Raw genomic sequence first — 17,618 nt, forward strand, 5'->3', positions numbered from 1 at the left:
ATTTTAAACTTTTCATAATCGTAATTTTAAAGATTAAATTTTTGAATTTTGCCTATTTTGGCACTACAGGTTTTCCCGTTTTAGTAGTAATAATTACAACGCCTTTTTTTCCTTTTTCGCCATAAACAGCTGTTGCATTTTCGTCTTGCAAGATTTTTATAGTTTTTATTTCTTGCTTGTCTAACGGTGCGTAAGGACTGGTTGGATTTGCTCCAAACAGTGATTCTTCCGAATAATAATTACCATTTATAATATACAAAGGTTCTTTTAAGTAAACGCTTTCAAATTCTTCCTTGTCTAATTCTGAAACAATTTCTTCTCCAGACTTTTTGTTATTAGTTATTGTTTTTCCATCAACAACTAATAACGGAAGATTTTTTGCTTCCTGAACTTCACTTTTAGTACTTTTATCTTCTTCGGCATCTTTAGCATAACTATTAACACTAACGGCATCATAAACATTCCCTTTTAAAACAGAATTGGAAGGCGAAGCAGCTGATTTTTTGCTTTTTTCTACTGTCGAATATGCTTCAACAACCATTTCTTTCTCTGCTAACGGAGCTGGTTCATCATTTACTACTACTGTTTGAGCATTAGTAATTTGTTTTTGTAATATTTCTTCAGCATTACTTTTTATGACAGGTTTTTCAGTTTCAGTGCTTACAATCGGATTCTCTTTAGTAATAACTTCTGGCAAAATTTCCTTTTTTGAATCTGAAACTACAATTTCGTTTTCAGGAATCATTATTTTATCCTCAGTTTTCAAGAACTGAAATACAATAATTCCGACTAATATTACTGAAGCTGCAACGGCTAATTTCTTCCAATTGTTATTTTGTTTTTTGTAAACAACCGTATCGAGTTTTGCATCAACTCGTGACCAAATTTTTTCCATTTCTGGAAAGTCTTTGGTTTCTGCTTTCTCAGCAGCATTTTTAAATTGTTCGAATAATTTATCTTGATTTTCCATTTTTACTTTGCTTGTTTGTAATACAAATTGTTTACTAAATCTTTCAACTTTGTTTTGGCTACATTCAATTGTGATTTCGATGTGCCTTCAGAAATGTTGAGCATAGTTGCTATTTCTTTGTGACTGTAACCTTCAATAGCAAATAAATTAAAAATTGTTTTGCAGCCAGCAGGAATATAATCTAACAATTTGAGTAAATCTTCTTCTTCCAAATGTGTGTTTGGCAAACTCTCAGGTTGTAGCTGAAGCTTTGTATCCTCCAAATATATATTGAAGTTCACATTGCGTTTCAGCTGATGAAGACAATTATTTACTGCAATTTTCCGAGCCCAAGCTTCAAAAGCACCAAGCTCTTTTAGCGTGTCTATTTTTGTGAAAATAGTATAAAAAGCATCGGCTAGCACTTCTTCTATTTCTTCCTCTTTCTTTAGGTAACGCTTGCAAGTGCGATACAATTTTGGAGCCATAAGCTCGTACACCTCACGTTGTGCGTCTCGGTGCATTTTTTTGCAGGCTAATATTAAGTTTTCGTTTATCACAATTGATGTCTTTATACTAAAGAGGACTTATTTTATAAAAAGGTTGGGACGAAGGTAAAATATTTTTTATTTAGTAGTAAAATAATTTGCGCGTTACCACAAGGGTCGGGCTTTTCGTTGCGATTTTTTTTTTTTTTTTTTTGAAAAAAATCTCAAAAAAGGATTTCCACTGCACCCGAGCCTGAAAGTGCGAACTGACGAAGTAATCCCTAACGCAATTTAGGTACAAAAAAAAGCCAATAGTTAAATAAGTCTTTACTATTGGCTTTTGTCTGATGGCCATATCTACAAACGGATGTTAACCATTCGGTTTTCTTTCTTTTCTAAATTTTTAATCAAAGTAAATTCCACCATCTACAAAATCTAAATTGAATGATTTACACTTTGGGCAGAAGTTTTTACTTTTTTTATATTGTTTATTGCTCCAATTATGAGTTCCTATTCCGTTGTCTTCAATAAACATTTTAGGCTCATAATATGGCACATATTTATCATTCATCTTTTCAATTATGACATTGCGATTAAAAAAATATAGAAATCTTTGTTTAACTCTTGCTTTATTAATTTCACCATAAAGATTAATTTCTTCAATCTCATTAGTTTCAATATTCCAAGCTGGCGCTCCGCATTCAGTAAGACGGTTTTTTTTACCACCACCAATAGATATTGACTCTGTCTCTGTCTTGTATCCACAATTATTGCATATTGGAATAATAGTAAAACCCATTGTTATTTATATTAGTTAATTGTTATTGGTAAATTGTTTTATTCTGTAAAACCATTTTAATTTCTAAATGCTTTTTGAATACAAACCATTGTATTTTTATTATATAAGTTTGACAATGTTGATTGAAATTCGTCTTTATCGTATTCTAAAAAGTATATTTTATTATTATCAAAAATCACTATTAATTTGCCTGGGATGTAAATGTTATTACCAACACTAATAGCATAATCTAATCGATACAATTGTTTTTCATTAGTTTCAATTTTTTTAAAATTATCTATAAAATATTGATCGAAATTTAATTCTTGAATTTTTTTAGATTGTTTAATGTTTTCAAGTATTAATTTTTTATTTTGTTTTGAAATATTTTTTAGACTACTTTCTTTAGTTATTATTTGTATAGCTTTTGGGTAAATGAAATTTAATAATGAATCATTACTTGATTCAAAAGTTTTAACATAATCTAAATATCTTTTTTTTACTGCAACGAAAATTTTATCATCTGAATCAAATTGTTGAAATTTAGATAAGTTTTTAATTTTATCTAGAATTTCATTAGAATAATTCCCTAAAATTAAAGAATCAATATTTTGATTAAATTTTATTTCATAAGGAATGAATTTATGAATTCCGTTTTCTATTTTATTTAAAATTATTTTTTCTTTAAACATTTCATTTTTATTGGATAAGTCAATGATAACACTTCTGTATTTGATTATTGAAACATTTTTTAAATCTGTCGTTACTTCTTTTACAAAAATATTTTCTTGTTTAATTTCACCATTTTTTATTTTATTGTGGAATTCATTTTTAAAATTTATAATGCTATCAAATAATACATTTTCATTAGTTGTTTTATATTTTTTTAGGAGTAATTTTTTATAATCTTCTGACAATAAGTTTAAATATGTTTTATAATCTCCTGAAATATCACAATTTACAAATGTTTCAAATTTATTTTCAGATGAAATTTCTTTTTTATTACAAGAAATTAAAGAAATTAAAGAAAGAATTACTAATGTTGATTTTTTCATAATTTGATATTATTTGTTTTTATTATTAAAATAAGAAAATAGCATTCCAATAATTCCAATTGCAAAAGTAATTATGATATATATCTTTTTGAATCAAATTCTATTTGACTTTTACAACTTAATAAAGAAATTGAAATTAACAATAAAATTGGGATTTTAAAATTAATTTTCATTTTGTTTTTGAATTTTTTGAATTTTTTCAATCCATTCTTTATTTTCGAAAAGAGTAGATTTATTAATTTTATTTTTTAGATTAGGCTCAATCTCTACTATTATCTTTTCTAAACTTTCAAAGACATTAGTTGGTAAAGAATAACTTAATGTTATTTTGTTTATTATTTCTAAATCTACTTCAATTTCACATAGACTTTTATCACTTTTTTTTTCTATAGAAATTATTCTATATTCAAACTCATTTTTAAATAAATCTCTTTTTAAAAATAGGAGTTTAGAATTGTCAATTTCTAATAAATCTAATTTTTTGATAGTTGTATATTCTGTTTTATTATGTAAAAGATTATTTTTATCTGCAATACTTAATAATTTTTTAGAATCAAATTCTATGCAACATCCATTGTCTCCATTTGAAAATTTTGACCAATGGTGAATAGTTTCATTTTCATAAGTAAAACAAATTACATTTAGGTTTTCTATATCATTTATTGATTTATAATGTTTAATTGCTAAAAAATCATTTTTATCTTCCCAATTTTCAGGATTTGTTAAAACAATTTTTTTTCTCTTAATTATATCCAACAAATAAGGTAAAGTAGTAAATCGATTTAGTTTTGTTATTTCATTCATTTACCTGTTTTTTTTAGGTCAAAATTACTGCCAACTATTGACTTTGTCAATAAATATTTTATTATTACTCTTTCAAAACCATATCAATCACCATCACAGCGGCAAAAATAAGTTGTCTTTCGACAGAATCTTGTGGTACAATTTCGTTTATAGAAAGCACATAATTATCGGCGCTGGTAAAAAATTCTTTGCCAATTCCTGCCCATTTTTTGCTAACAGAAGCTAGTTCTTTACCATCTTTATTAAATTTGAAATCCCAACCTGTCCATTTTCCTTCTAGTGTGCAAACTGGTTTTTGTTGTTTGTCTACAATTTCGAATTTACCGCCAAAAGACCAGAATTTTTGATTAAAATGTCCAATAAGTTGTCCTTTTTCGTCGAAAACTTCTATGTCTGAACGAAAAATTGCTACACCACGTTTTATATTTACGATTGATTTTCCTTCGGTTGTGGTTACAAGAACGTTAAACGGTGTGTGTCTTTTGTATTTTGTAAAACGAAAAATTTTAGTAAAAGTCCCTAAATTAGGTTCTTTACTCGTCATTAAATGTTTGTTAGAATTGGGATCGAAAATGTCATAACTGTTTGAGGCTTTAAACATTCCTACTTTTTCTTTAATCAAGAAAATACTTTGGTTTAATAATGGATTCATTTTTTAGATATGATTAGTTTATAAATTTTAGTTTCTAATTCTTCAGTGTCATTGTCCTCGCAAAGTAAGAATTCTAAATGAGATTCGGAATTTTCATACAAAGTTAATCCTTCAAATTTATGTGAATTTGAAATTTGGGTTGTAAAATCGATTTTGAACGTTTCAATATCAATACAACCTAGAATACTTCCTAAAACTTCACCGTCATCGTAAGTAGAAAGTGTGTCCTCGGCAGAAGCAAGAAAGTAAATTTTGTCACCAACTAAAACAGCATCGGTAAATGAGGTTTCTACGTGTTTTATTTTGGGTAATCGCACTTCGACAAGCTCAGTGTGACATTTTATATTATCATCAATTATAATAATTCCGTTTTTAGCATTTGCGCCATTTCCTCGTTGAAATAAATATAATTTTTCCTTGTAAAATAATGCACCTTCAATGTTTAGTTCGTCATTCGAAATTTGAATAGAATTTTTTATGTTTTGATATGTTTCAGAAAAATTATTTTCTTGAACTTTCTGAGTTTTGATATTGAAAATGATACTTTTATTTCGGTTTTGGGTTGATCCTGAGCCGAAAATATGGAGTTCGTTTTCTTTTAATGTAATAGATTCGAAATCTGGTTTTTTAATTTTAAGGATATTTTCTGACGAATTTTCTATTAATTGATGTTTTAGTAATTTATCGTATTCTAAATCATATTGATATAAAAATCCTGCATTATCACTAATAATGTATAATGAGTGGTTTGCAAACACGATTCCTGAGGCAGAACCAATGCCTGAAATTATTAAGTACTCCGAAAGTTGAAATTTTTGCATAAATTAGCTGATAAGTTTAGCCCTGATAGTAGTGGAAATCCTTTTTTAAAATTTGTCATACTGAGCTTGTCGAAGTACAAATTTTAAAAAAGATTGCAACGGATAGCAGGAAATAGCTCCTGACTTCGCCCTTCGACACAGCTCAGGATTGCTCAGTCTGACATTTTACAAATATAAAACAAAGAATATGAAATCGATAAATCCAGATGATTTTAAAGTAACGGACAAAATTACGTTGTCTAAAATTCCGACTGAACTGCAAATAATTGCCGATGATGATGAGAAAGAAGAAGCTTTAGATAAGATTCAAGTTAAGTTGAGTAAGAAGCAAGATGCGATGTATGCTCATAATAAATACAGTTTTCTTATTTGTTTGCAAGGAATGGACACTTCGGGAAAAGACAGTTTGATTCGGGAGGTTTTTAAGGAATTTAATCCGCGTGGTGTGGTGGTACATAGTTTTAAAACGCCAAATTCGACCGAGTTAGAACATGATTATTTGTGGCGACATTATTTGGCTTTGCCAGAAAAAGGAAAGTTTGCGGTTTTTAATAGAACACATTACGAGAATGTTTTGGTCACTCGCGTGCATCCTGAATATATTATGTATGAGAATTTGCCAGGAATTGAAAAAGTAGAAGATATAAAACTTGAATTTTGGGAAAATCGTTTCGAGCAGATTAATAATTTTGAAAAACATATTGCTCAAAACGGAACGGTTGTTTTGAAGTTTTATTTTCATATGAGTAAGGAAGAGCAACGCAAACGATTGTTAAATCGCTTAGAAAATCCTGAAGACAATTGGAAGTTTTCGGCAGGCGATATGAAAGAACGGGAACGTTGGGACGATTACATGAAATATTATGAAGAAGCTATAAACAAAACATCGAACGAAAAAGCGCCTTGGTTTATTATTCCTGCCGATGATAAGGAAATGGCGCGTTATATTGTTGCAAAAATTATTTGGGAAGAAATGCAGAAACTCACAGACATTAAAGAACCTGAGCTAGATCCTAAAGTGAAAGCGAATTTTGCAGAATATAAAAAACAGTTAGAATAAGTAGTGAGCATTTAATCTACAAAATAATAGATATAAAAAATGCGCTGAATTACAGCGCATTTTTTTATTTTCCGTGAATTTTTACAATTCAAAACCGTATGCTAAACGAACTCCTAATTGGCCGAAACCTTTACCTAGAGAACCATCGTTATTAAGTCTTGCAAAGTCATTGTAGTGTTCATATCGTAAGGAAATATCAATAGATTTGGTTGCATATCCAATACTTGGCGCAAGTAGCAATGAAGTTTTATTGTAATCATTTGTTACTGCAAAAGCAGCTCCTGCTTCACCCATTAAATAAAATTGGTCATTCCAAACGAAAGCTTTAAATCCTGCTTTTACAGGAATAAATCCCAAATCAGATCCATCTGCTTTACTTACAAATAGATTTGTAAATCCAGTTGTCAAGGTAACAGAGTGTCTTTTTGTAAGATCATATTGTAATCGGGCATCAGCACCTAGAGCCAATTTGTATGGATCTGCAAATGCATATCCTGCATTTACCCCCAATCCTAAACGAAATCCTTGATCATAGTTTTTTGTGTCTTGTACTTCTTGAGCATTTGAATTATTTGCAAACAACATTGAGATTGTAAACACCAATAGAAACTTAATTTTTTGTGTAATTTTCATAATTTATTTTTTGTGTTGTTATTTATTAAACAACATTGCAAAAGTAGAGTAATGAACTATTATTAGATTTATAGAATTAATGTGTTTTGTTATATAATTATTGGTTTTTTATTTAAAAAGATGACTTTATTATTGAAATTGAAACGATAGAATTCAATTGTTCTATTTATCTTTGCCAACTTAAATTATATTAAATTGAATTTTTCTCAGTACACTAAAGAATTTTCCGAAAACATAAAACTAGCTTATCCTGTTATTTTAGGAATGTTAGGGCATACTTTAATTGGAATTGTTGATAATTTGATGGTTGGGAATTTAGGCTCTACCGAGTTGGCGGCCGTATCTTTAGGAAACAGTTTTATATTTATAGGAATGTCGATAGGAATTGGATTTTCGACAGCAATTACTCCAATTATTGCAGAAGCCGATGCCGAAAAAGACGATAAAAAAATTCGTTCTACTTTTCATCACGGTTTGTTTTTGTGTACCATTATTGGTGTAGTATTATTTATGCTAATAGTTTTGTCTAAACCTATAATGCTACTTATGCACCAACCAAAAGCAGTGGTAGATTTAGCTGCGCCTTATATAGATTGGGTTGCTTTTTCGCTAATCCCAGTAATTATTTATCAAGGTTACAAACAGTTTGCCGATGGATTATCGAAAACAAAATATTCGATGTATGCTATATTTTTTACAAATGTTGTGCATGTGTTTTTTAATTATGTTCTAATTTACGGTATTTGGATTTTTCCGAAATTAGGAATAATTGGTGCTGCTTTAGGAACCGTAATTTCAAGAATAATGATGGTTGTTTTTATGCATTTTATGTTGAGAAAGAATCATGAAATAAAAAAATATTTTAAACATTTTAGTTTTAAAGAAATTAGAAAATCTGCTATTAGAAAAATCATTAATCTTGGTTTCCCTTCTGCTATGCAAATGCTTTTCGAAGTAACTTTATTCACAGCAGCTATTTGGTTATCTGGTTCTATTGGAAAAAATTATCAAGCAGCCAATCAGATAGCACTTACGTTAGCCACAACAACATTTATGTTTGCCATGGGTTTAAATGTTACTGCAATGATTAGAGTAAGTAATCAAAAAGGCTTGAATGATTATAAAAATTTGATAATCGTTGCAAAATCTATATTTATTTTAGCAATTATTTTAGAAACTATTTTTGCCCTTGTATTTGTGGTATTTCACAATTTTTTACCACACTTGTTTTTAAATATGACTGATTCAAATCAAGCTATAGATAATGTAGAAGTTATAAAAATCACGGCTCAATTGTTATTAGTTGCAGCAGTTTTTCAAATTTCAGACGGAATACAAGTAGTTGTTTTGGGCGCTTTACGTGGTTTGCAAGATGTAAAAATACCAATGTATATAACTTTTGTTGCTTATTGGGTTGTTGGTTTTCCTATTTCTTTCTATTTAGGAAAATATACAGAACTTAAAGCAACAGGAATCTGGATAGGACTTTTGGCAGGATTAACAGTTGCAGCACTATTTTTGTACCTTCGTTTTCATAAACTAACAAAAAAATTAGTCAAAGAAAATCAATAAATAGTCTAAAGTCGAAGGTCAAAAGATAGAAAGTAATGCATAGGACTTTATGACTTTCGACTTTATGACTTGTAACTTTTTTAAAATATAATTCCTACTAATTGTAACTTAAATAGTATTTGAACGTATAATTACCAAACAAATTAAATCTTAAAAAATGACACTATTTATTATTATCGGAATTGTTTTATTGGCAGTTAGTTTTTCGATAAAAAACAATTTGAGTAATCCATTTTCAAAATTTTCGGGCATTCTAAGAACTATTGGTATAATTGTAATCGCTTTAGGTATTTTTTCTTCAATGTTTAAACAAATTGATGCAGGAAAAGTTGGAGTGCAATCACTTTACGGAAGTGTAAAACCCGATGTGCTAGAAAGCGGATTGCAGCTCATAAATCCACTAATGGATGTTACTATTTTCGATATACAAACGCAAAATTACACCATGTCGGCAGTTCATAGCGAAGGCGCTCAAGAAGGAGATGATGCGATTCGCGTTTTGTCAAACGATGGACTAGAAGTTGTTATAGATTTGACTGTTTTATATAGGGTTTCGCCAGCCGATACACCAAAAATTTTAAAAACAATAGGTGCCGATTATTCTAATAAAATTGTACGCCCAATTACCAGAACACGTATTCGTGATAACGCTGTTTATTATGATGCAGTTGCGTTATATTCTACAAAAAGAAATGAATTTCAACAACGAATTTTCAATAGTATTGAGGCTGATTTTAAATCTAGAGGCTTAATTTTAGAACAATTGTTAATAAGAAATATCAATTTGCCACAATCTGTAAAAGCAACTATCGAAAGTAAAATAAATGCTGAACAAGATGCGCAAAAAATGACATTCGTCTTACAAAAAGAAAAGCAAGAAGCCGAAAGAAAAAGGGTAGAAGCACAAGGTATCGCAGACTACCAAAGAATTATTTCGACAGGATTAACAGACAAACAATTACAATACGAACAAATAAAAGCACAAAAAGAAATTGCAACTTCTCCAAACACGAAAATTATTTTCATGAACGGAAAGAATTCTCCAGTGATTTTATCAGATAAATAGATTTCTCATTAAACAAAATAAACATGGAATTACCAAAATTTTTACTAGGCGACAATACCGATTTTCCAGATGATATTTTTATCATTCACCTAGATTATCCTCGATTTATTATCAATCTAAAAGATGATGAAGTAGAGTTTATGGAAGAAGCTGAAGATCTCGACGAAGCTGAGCTAAATACCGAAATGGAAGGGTTAATTGAACAAGCAAATACATTTTATGACCGAGAAATGGAACGCTACGAGAAAGAATAAGTTTATTTTATAAAATACTTTTCTAACAAAATTTGAGCAGCTGCAAAAGGTGATATTTCATCATTTGCGACTGCTTTTTTGTTTTCTTCTAATAATTTATGAATATCGGGATGATTAAAGAAATTTGTTTTCAATTGTTCATTAATAGTTTCTAACATCCAATATTGGTTTTGTTCTTTTCGTTTTTCGAAGAAATAATTATTCGATTTTGTGAGTTTCATAAAATCACAAATCGTTTTCCAAACCTCATGAATTCCATCATGAGTAATTGCGCTACAAGTTGAAGTCGTTGGCGTCCAACCTGATTTTTTGGCAGGAAATAAATGCAAAGCCCTATTGAATTCGGTTTTTGCTAAATTGGCTTTTCTAATATTATCACCATCAGCTTTGTTAATGACAATAGCATCGGCCATTTCCATAATACCACGTTTTATGCCTTGTAACTCATCGCCAGCCCCAGAAATTTTTAATAATAAAAAGAAATCTACCATGCTATGCACGGCTGTTTCGCTTTGTCCAACTCCAACAGTTTCTATAATTATAGTATCAAAACCTGCAGCTTCACAAAGTGTAATAGTTTCTCTAGTTTTTCGTGCTACACCACCTAAAGTTTCACCCGATGCACTTGGTCTTATGTAAGCATTCTTGTCTTTTACCAATTCTTCCATTCGGGTTTTATCACCTAGAATACTTCCGTGCGAAATCGTGCTTGAAGGATCGACGGCAAGAACAGCCACTTTTTTACCCAAACCAGTTAAATATTTACCGAAAGCTTCTATAAAAGTACTTTTTCCAACACCAGGAACACCAGTAATTCCAATACGAACCGATTTATTTGCATGAGGTAAGCAAGCATTTATTACTTCATTAGCTTTTTCTAAATGCAATATATTTGTACTTTCTACAAGTGTAATAGCACGGCTCAAAGCGGTTATATTTCCTGATAAAATCCCGTTTACCAATTCTTCAGATGAAGGCTGAATTTTTCTAAACTGCTGAATTTGCTCAACAGAAATAGCGCTGATAATATCAGGTCGTTCGATACCTTCATTTTCTTTTAGTGCCGATTTTTTTATAGATTCTTTCAATATCGAGGAATTCAAACACAAATTTAAGCATTTTATTTTTACATAATAATTCTAATTTGTTTCAAAATAAAAACTACACAATAGAAATACTCGAAAGTTATTTCTATTGCATAGTTGTAGGTTACAATTTGATATTTTTTTAGAAAAATAAAATTCCAATTAATAAATAATTTTATGACTCAATAAGCTCCATTTTACAGTTTTGTAATTCGGGCCTTCCTTTAGTGAACAATACAAACCAAATGGCAAGTTCTTCTAGTTCTGAAGCTAATAAATTTTTTATAGCTTTTAATAATTTTTTACAAAACAAATTTGGATCGTTACTTACTTTTTCAAGTAGTACTTGAGTGTGTGTAATCATTAATTTTGACATGATATAAAGATTTTAGGGTTAGTTAAAAATAATAAATTATTTCGAATAATACAAACATTTTGTTAAATAATTACTGTATTAACAATTAAAACCGATTTTTTGTTCTAAGTAATCAAAGACAGATTGAGCTAGGTGTCTTATTTTCAATGTCTTAGATGTTTCTATAGTTGTGTTTTTTTGTTGACGACTAATTTTTTTTTTTTGATAAATTTATGTTAATTCTCAAACTTAGGGTTAGAATATCCTAAATTTGCATAAAATAATAAACCTATCATTGTGGCTATTGAATCTTCTACGTTAGATATTAAAAATGAATTACTTCAGAAAACAGTTTTTTCAATCCTTTTTTCTATCAGTTTCGCGCATTTACTCAATGATTTAATTCAAGCTATAATTCCGTCGGTTTATCCAATTTTGAAACAAAATTACGGATTGACTTTTACTCAAATCGGATTAATTACTTTTGCTTTTCAACTTACAGCATCTGTTTTTCAGCCATTTGTAGGTTATTATACAGACAAATATCCAAAACCATTTTCGCAAGTTTATGGTATGATTTTCTCTTCCTTGGGAATTATTTCACTTTCTTATGCTAATAATTTACCATGGATAATCGTTTCGGTTATGCTTATTGGTTTGGGTTCAGCAATTTTTCACCCAGAATCGGCTCGAATTTCTAACATGGCATCGGGCGGAAGACGAGGATTGGCTCAATCTATTTTTCAAGTTGGAGGTAATCTCGGAACAGCAATTGCGCCATTATTAGTCGCTGCGATTGTAGTGCCAAATTCTCAAAAATATATTCTTTGGTTTTTGATAGGTTCAACAATGGGATTGATGATTATTTCTAAAATTGCCTTTTGGTATAGCGATAATTTAAAATTAAAACTAGACAAAAAAAGACTTTTTATCGAGCAACATGATTTGTCAGATAAAAAAGTAAAAATGGCAATTGGCATCTTACTATTTGTAATATTTACAAAGTTTTTCTACTCGGCAAGTTTATCTACTTATTATCAATTTTTTGTCATCGAAAAATTTCATTTAAGCATTCAACAAGCACAATATCACATGTTTATTTATCTGATAGCTTATGCTTTAGGAACAATTCTCGGTGGACCTTTAGGAGATAAATTCGGACGAAAATATATCATTTGGTTTTCTGTTTTTGGGGCTACACCATTTGCATTACTATTGCCTTATGCGAATCTTTTTTGGACAGATATGCTCATGATTATTATCGGAATCATCATTTCCTCAGCATTTCCAGCTATTATCGTTTATGCACAGGAATTATTGCCTAAAAAACTCGGAATGGTTTCAGGACTTTTCTATGGTTTTGCCTTCGGAATGGGTGCTTTGGGCTCAGCATTACTAGGTATTCTTGCCGATCACACCTCGATTACTTTCGTGTATCAATTATGTTCTTACTTGCCAATTTTAGGAATAGTTTGTTATTTTTTGCCAAATATGAAGAAGAAAAAAATATAATTTTCAGGAGCTATTTCCCGCTTTACACTTCAATCTTTTTATTTTTAAAGAAAAAATAAAAAGGATTTCCGTTTCAATCGGGGCTAGGCTTTGGTCTTAAATTTAAACTTTTAGAATCTTTGTGACTTCTTTGTGAATCTCTGTGAAATATTTTACTTTTACTATTCAATTTACAAACTCATGCAAATTACCTCAGAAATACTTCAAAAGTTAAATCAAATTATAGGAGAGTCTTTCGTTTTTACCGACCAAGAAACCCGTAATCATTACGGACACGATGAAACCGAAGATTATGTTTTTCCACCAAATGTAGTTGTAAAACCAGCCAATACTCATGAAGTTTCAGAAATTCTAAAATTAGCAAACCAATACAAAATCCCAACAACGCCAATCGGAGCCAGAACTGGTTTAAGCGGTGGCGCATTGTCTATTTATCAAGGAATTGGCTTGTCGATGGAACGTTTTAATAATATTTTGAATATTGATGAACAAAACCTGCAAGTTACATTGGAACCAGCTGTAATCACGCAAGTTCTAAGAGAAGCAGTTGATGAAAAAGGGTTGTTTTATCCACCAGATCCAAGTAGCCAAGGAAGTTGCTGGATAGGAGGGAATGTTGCCGAAAATGCAGGTGGCGCAAGAGCTGTAAAATATGGCGTGACAAAAGATTATGTACTAAATCTCGAAGTTGTTTTGCCTAATGGTGAAATCATTTGGACAGGTGCAAATACTTTAAAAAATTCGACAGGATATAATTTGACTCAACTCATGGTGGGAAGCGAAGGAACTTTGGGAGTTATTACCAAAATTGTCATGAAGTTACTACCAAAAGTAGATTATAATGTATTAATGTTGGTTCCTTTTTACCAAGCCAATCAAGCCTGCGAAGCAGTTTCGGCTATTTTTAGAGCAGGAATTGTACCAAGTGCTTTAGAATTTATGGAGCGTGATGCGATTGATTGGACTTTAAAATTCAATCCAAATATTTCGGTTGATGTAAAACCAGGAATTCAAGCGCATTTACTTATAGAAGTTGACGGGAATTATCCAGAAATTCTCATGCAAGAAGCTGAAAAAATCATGAATGTGGTCGAACAATTTCAAATTGATGAAATACTTTTTGCTGATACCGAAGATCAGAAAAATGCACTCTGGAAAATGCGTCGCTCGGTTGGAGAAGCAGTAAAATCAAATTCTATTTATAAAGAAGAAGACACTGTTGTGCCAAGATATGAATTGCCAAAATTGCTTTCAGGAATCAAAGAAATTGGCGCAAAATACGGATTCAAATCGGTTTGTTATGGTCATGCTGGCGATGGAAATCTCCACGTAAACATCATCAAAGGCGACATGACCGACGACAATTGGAATACACAGGTTACTAGAGGAATTCGTGAGATTTTTGAATTGACAGTTTCTTTAAAAGGAACTTTGTCTGGTGAACACGGAATCGGATTAGTACAAAAAAACTATATGGATATTGCTTTTTCTAAAACCCATTTAGAGCTTATGGAAAGAATAAAATTTGTTTTTGATCCCAATAATATTCTCAATCCAGGAAAAATTTTCCCAGATCAATTTTAATTATTGAGCCATAAATTCTAACAAAGTAGGATCTGCATTTTTGAAAGTGGGTGCTTTCTCCGTTATAGTTGCTACTCGTTTTTTGTTTAGTTTCATAGTAACATCTGCTTCGGTAGTAAACAATAAAACTGATAAAAAAGGATTGTTTATATAAGGGGTTAATATAAAAATAGCTTCATCGATACCATGATTTTCTATAATTTCTTCTTGTTGAAATTTGAATTTCAAACACAATAATAATTTACCATCTTCTATAATTGTTCTTACATAAATATTCATTAATAATGTGTTTCCAATCGTTTTTGCAAGTGTTAGTTTTGCAAAAGTTCCATCATTGATGCTTTCTTTAAATTTATTGAAAATTGTTGTGTAAGTTTGACTATTTGGCATTTTAGATAATTATTTTTTACAAAAGTAGTTTTTGTTTTTTAATTTTAATAAAAAATCCCCAATCACTTTTGGTAATTGAGGATTTAAATGTTTTTAATCTCTTTTAGGATTGTTTTTCTTTTCTCTTTTTTCTTCCTTCTTTTCCTTTGCCGTTTTTAGCGGTTCTTTTTTCTCAGTTTTCTTTGCGTCTTGACTTTTTGCCATGATAATATATTTTTAAGGTTGTTTTTTAAGGTTTGAATCAAATGTAATGATTATTTCTTCTTCAAAAATAAAATTGCGAATGTTTTTTTTAGCCCTGATAGCAGCGATATCCTTTTTTGAGGCGATTTTTCTTCGCCTCAAAAAAGATAAATCGGATAGCAGGATTAGCTCCTAAAAATTATTTTTTTAAATCGAAATTATATTGAATTCCAATCATAAAAGTTCTTGGAGCAGAAGCTGTATAAGTTACTTTATCGCTGGCATTATTTCCCTTAGTGACGTTGTAAGCATACAGTTTATCAGTTAGATTTATGATGTTTGTGTAAAACTCGATGCTCTTGTAAGAGTAACCAATTCGAGTATTAAAAAAATTGTAACCAGAATCTTTAACGGTGTTTATTTGGTCTTGGTAATAGCTTGAAACGTATTGCCATTCGATAGCTGTTCTGAAATTTGGCAACCATTTTGGATAATAACTTACTTCCGAATTCCCTACCCATTTTGGAGCAGATGGCATTTCAAAACCGTCTAATCTTTGCACAAGGTCGATTGGTTTATCACTTACTTTGAAGTCGATAAATTTGTGTTTTGCGTTTGTTCCTCCAATTCTAAAATGCCATTCTTGGGTTGGTTTATAATTCACACCAAACTCAATTCCTTTGTGTTGCGTTTCTCCTGCCGATTGATAATCGGTCGAGTTATCGGGTTGTCGAATGCTTAATAATTCGTTTTTTCCTTGCAAATAATAAATCGCATAATCGACTGTTAACTTATTTTTCAGTAGATTTAAAAATCCACCAACTTCATAATTATTAAATTTTGTAGGTTCTAAATTATAATAAAATTCTGCTGGAATAGTTGTAGTTCCTGTGTTTGGTTTTTTTCTAAAAATAGCTGTTAATCCTGGAGGCGCAAAACCTTGTGCTAGATTTCCGTAAAAGCCAATATTTTTATTCAAATTAAAATTTAATCCAACTTTACTTGTTAGTTGACTGTATTTCTTTTCGCCTGAAGCTACAATTCCAACATTGTTGGTATAAGTTAAATCCATTTGGTCAAAACGAGTTCCAATTGTAAGTTTTAGCTTGTCGATAACATTAAAACTGTATTGTAAATAACCAGCTGAATTTTTTATAATTGCATTGTAATCGGCTAATTTTGCTCCATTTTCTCCCAGATTCTCATAAGTATTTACCGATTGTCCATCAGAATTTAAATTAGCTTTTAGGTTTATTTGATTCGAAGAATAATTATTAGGGGAGCGATCGTATAATCCGCCAATGATTAAATTGGATTGTAAGAAGTCGAATTTTTGAGAGTGTTGTGCTAAAGCGCCATAACTTTTAAAATTGTTCGAGTTTATTTCTCCTTTTGCAGTTGTTTGTCCAGTTGTCCAACGAATCCCGTAAGATGGATTTTGTCCCAATTTGTTGTCTCTGTGAAAAATGGTTATGAAACTTTCCGATTTATCATTCCAATTGTGATTTAATTTTATGCTAGTTCGTAAAGCGTCAGATTTTCGATAAGTAAAATTGGTTGTACTTGTATAATTTCTAGAGTAGAAAGTTTCTTCGTTAATGTTTCCACTAGTTTGTGAATAATATTTTCCTTGCATGAAAGTTCCAATCAGTTTTGTATTGGTAGTAATAGCATAATCCATTCGCAAATTGATATTATTTTTATCATAATCGGACGCCGCTAACCAAGAATTTTTCTGTTCGGAAGTTAAGCCAGCAACATAAAAACCGACTTTGCCAACAGTTGCACCACCTGCAACTTGCATTCGTTTGTAACCAAATTGATCAGCCTGAATTCCTACTTTAAAAGTTGGGTATAATGTTCGATTTTGGGTTATAAAATTGATTGTTCCGCCAATGGCTTCTGGACCGTAAATAGAAGAAACAGGACCTTTTACCACTTCGATGCTATTGAGTGAAAACTGATTTATTTCTAATAATGCATTGTGATTAAAAACACCCAAAGGTCTTATTGGTAAGCCATCTTCGAGGTATAAGAAATAACTAGAATACGAAATAGGTTGACGAATTGCCATCGCATGTTGTTCGTTACCAAGGTTTACCATAAGCACCCCCGAAGTTTTATTAATTATTTCATAAACTCCTGTTGGTTTGGTTTCTGAAATTGCTTTTGCAGTGAGTTTACTTACCGAAACTGGAATTTCAGAACGTTTTGTTACACCACGATTGGCAGTTACAATGACTTCATCTAGTTGTTGGTCGGTTTTTGTACTGTCTTTTGCTACATTGTTTTGTGCATAAGTAAATTGCCCAATAAGAATTAGGGCGAAAAATATATTTTTCATTCGAATAATTATAAATATTAGAATTGTTTTGTT

Annotated in this window: 18 protein-coding genes; 6 read left to right on the forward strand and 12 right to left on the reverse strand. The window is 30.5% G+C overall.

Annotated elements, in window-relative coordinates; genetic code table 11:
* Positions 1-52 precede the first annotated feature (52 nt).
* The 7 genes from ACH2BP_RS10180 to ACH2BP_RS10210 all read right to left on the reverse strand — a co-directional run bounded on the left by ACH2BP_RS10180 (position 53) and on the right by ACH2BP_RS10210 (position 5,547).
* Complete coding sequence (locus ACH2BP_RS10180; protein ID WP_395059531.1) at positions 53-970, reverse strand: hypothetical protein; 918 nt, start codon at positions 968-970, stop codon at positions 53-55.
* A gap of 2 nt (positions 971-972) precedes the next feature.
* Positions 973-1,473, reverse strand: coding sequence for an RNA polymerase sigma factor (locus tag ACH2BP_RS10185; RefSeq protein ID WP_395059533.1), 501 nt, complete (start codon positions 1,471-1,473; stop codon positions 973-975).
* 367 nt (positions 1,474-1,840) lie between these two features.
* Positions 1,841-2,236 carry a hypothetical protein gene (locus ACH2BP_RS10190; protein ID WP_395059535.1) on the reverse strand — a complete coding sequence of 132 codons (396 nt, stop codon included), beginning with the start codon at positions 2,234-2,236 and terminating at the stop codon, positions 1,841-1,843.
* A gap of 56 nt (positions 2,237-2,292) precedes the next feature.
* Positions 2,293-3,270 carry a hypothetical protein gene (locus ACH2BP_RS10195; RefSeq protein ID WP_395059537.1) on the reverse strand — a complete coding sequence of 326 codons (978 nt, stop codon included), beginning with the start codon at positions 3,268-3,270 and terminating at the stop codon, positions 2,293-2,295.
* Positions 3,271-3,432: 162 nt separating this feature from the next.
* The gene (locus ACH2BP_RS10200) at positions 3,433-4,074 is read right to left on the reverse strand and encodes a DUF2971 domain-containing protein (protein WP_395059539.1); all 642 of its coding nucleotides are present in this window, start codon (positions 4,072-4,074) and stop codon (positions 3,433-3,435) included.
* A gap of 64 nt (positions 4,075-4,138) precedes the next feature.
* On the reverse strand, positions 4,139-4,726 hold the full coding sequence (locus ACH2BP_RS10205; protein ID WP_395059541.1) for a phospholipid scramblase-related protein: 588 nt from the start codon (positions 4,724-4,726) through the stop codon (positions 4,139-4,141).
* Complete coding sequence (locus ACH2BP_RS10210) at positions 4,723-5,547, reverse strand: DUF6929 family protein (protein WP_395059543.1); 825 nt, start codon at positions 5,545-5,547, stop codon at positions 4,723-4,725. Before ACH2BP_RS10210 ends, ACH2BP_RS10205 begins: the two co-directional genes overlap by 4 nt.
* Positions 5,548-5,734: 187 nt before the next feature.
* On the opposite strand from ACH2BP_RS10210, the gene ACH2BP_RS10215 reads away from it, so the two are divergent.
* Positions 5,735-6,607, forward strand: coding sequence for a PPK2 family polyphosphate kinase (locus ACH2BP_RS10215; RefSeq protein WP_395059545.1), 873 nt, complete (start codon positions 5,735-5,737; stop codon positions 6,605-6,607).
* A gap of 81 nt (positions 6,608-6,688) precedes the next feature.
* Here ACH2BP_RS10215 and ACH2BP_RS10220 read toward each other — a convergent pair whose 3' ends face one another.
* Positions 6,689-7,240, reverse strand: a complete 552-nt coding sequence (locus tag ACH2BP_RS10220) for a hypothetical protein (RefSeq protein WP_395059547.1) — start codon at positions 7,238-7,240, stop codon at positions 6,689-6,691.
* 195 nt (positions 7,241-7,435) lie between these two features.
* Between ACH2BP_RS10220 and ACH2BP_RS10225 the strand changes: the two genes are divergently transcribed.
* The 3 genes from ACH2BP_RS10225 (at position 7,436) to ACH2BP_RS10235 (ending at position 10,132) form a co-directional block, all read left to right on the forward strand.
* Positions 7,436-8,812: an MATE family efflux transporter gene (locus ACH2BP_RS10225; RefSeq protein WP_395059549.1), complete on the forward strand. Its 1,377-nt coding sequence runs from the start codon at positions 7,436-7,438 to the stop codon at positions 8,810-8,812.
* A gap of 157 nt (positions 8,813-8,969) precedes the next feature.
* Positions 8,970-9,878 (forward strand): prohibitin family protein, encoded by a 909-nt coding sequence (locus tag ACH2BP_RS10230; RefSeq protein WP_395059551.1) that lies wholly within the window; start codon positions 8,970-8,972, stop codon positions 9,876-9,878.
* Positions 9,879-9,901: 23 nt separating this feature from the next.
* On the forward strand, positions 9,902-10,132 hold the full coding sequence (locus ACH2BP_RS10235) for a hypothetical protein (protein ID WP_187021290.1): 231 nt from the start codon (positions 9,902-9,904) through the stop codon (positions 10,130-10,132).
* A 2-nt stretch (positions 10,133-10,134) separates the two neighbouring features.
* Here ACH2BP_RS10235 and meaB read toward each other — a convergent pair whose 3' ends face one another.
* The gene (gene meaB / locus ACH2BP_RS10240; RefSeq protein WP_395059584.1) at positions 10,135-11,223 is read right to left on the reverse strand and encodes a methylmalonyl Co-A mutase-associated GTPase MeaB; all 1,089 of its coding nucleotides are present in this window, start codon (positions 11,221-11,223) and stop codon (positions 10,135-10,137) included.
* Between the two features lie 169 nt (positions 11,224-11,392).
* Positions 11,393-11,593 carry a hypothetical protein gene (locus tag ACH2BP_RS10245; protein WP_395059554.1) on the reverse strand — a complete coding sequence of 67 codons (201 nt, stop codon included), beginning with the start codon at positions 11,591-11,593 and terminating at the stop codon, positions 11,393-11,395.
* A gap of 276 nt (positions 11,594-11,869) precedes the next feature.
* On the opposite strand from ACH2BP_RS10245, the gene ACH2BP_RS10250 reads away from it, so the two are divergent.
* Both ACH2BP_RS10250 and ACH2BP_RS10255 read left to right on the forward strand, forming a co-directional pair.
* The gene (locus tag ACH2BP_RS10250) at positions 11,870-13,084 is read left to right on the forward strand and encodes an MFS transporter (RefSeq protein ID WP_395059556.1); all 1,215 of its coding nucleotides are present in this window, start codon (positions 11,870-11,872) and stop codon (positions 13,082-13,084) included.
* Between the two features lie 180 nt (positions 13,085-13,264).
* Positions 13,265-14,668 (forward strand): FAD-binding oxidoreductase, encoded by a 1,404-nt coding sequence (locus ACH2BP_RS10255; protein ID WP_395059558.1) that lies wholly within the window; start codon positions 13,265-13,267, stop codon positions 14,666-14,668.
* Here ACH2BP_RS10255 and ACH2BP_RS10260 read toward each other — a convergent pair whose 3' ends face one another.
* The gene (locus ACH2BP_RS10260) at positions 14,669-15,058 is read right to left on the reverse strand and encodes a hypothetical protein (RefSeq protein WP_395059560.1); all 390 of its coding nucleotides are present in this window, start codon (positions 15,056-15,058) and stop codon (positions 14,669-14,671) included. It abuts the gene before it with no gap.
* 382 nt (positions 15,059-15,440) lie between these two features.
* Positions 15,441-17,585, reverse strand: coding sequence for a TonB-dependent receptor (locus tag ACH2BP_RS10265; protein WP_395059562.1), 2,145 nt, complete (start codon positions 17,583-17,585; stop codon positions 15,441-15,443).
* Between the last annotated feature and the right edge of the window lie 33 nt (positions 17,586-17,618).

The organism is Flavobacterium sp., from assembly GCF_043756175.1.
Taxonomy (GTDB): domain Bacteria; phylum Bacteroidota; class Bacteroidia; order Flavobacteriales; family Flavobacteriaceae; genus Flavobacterium.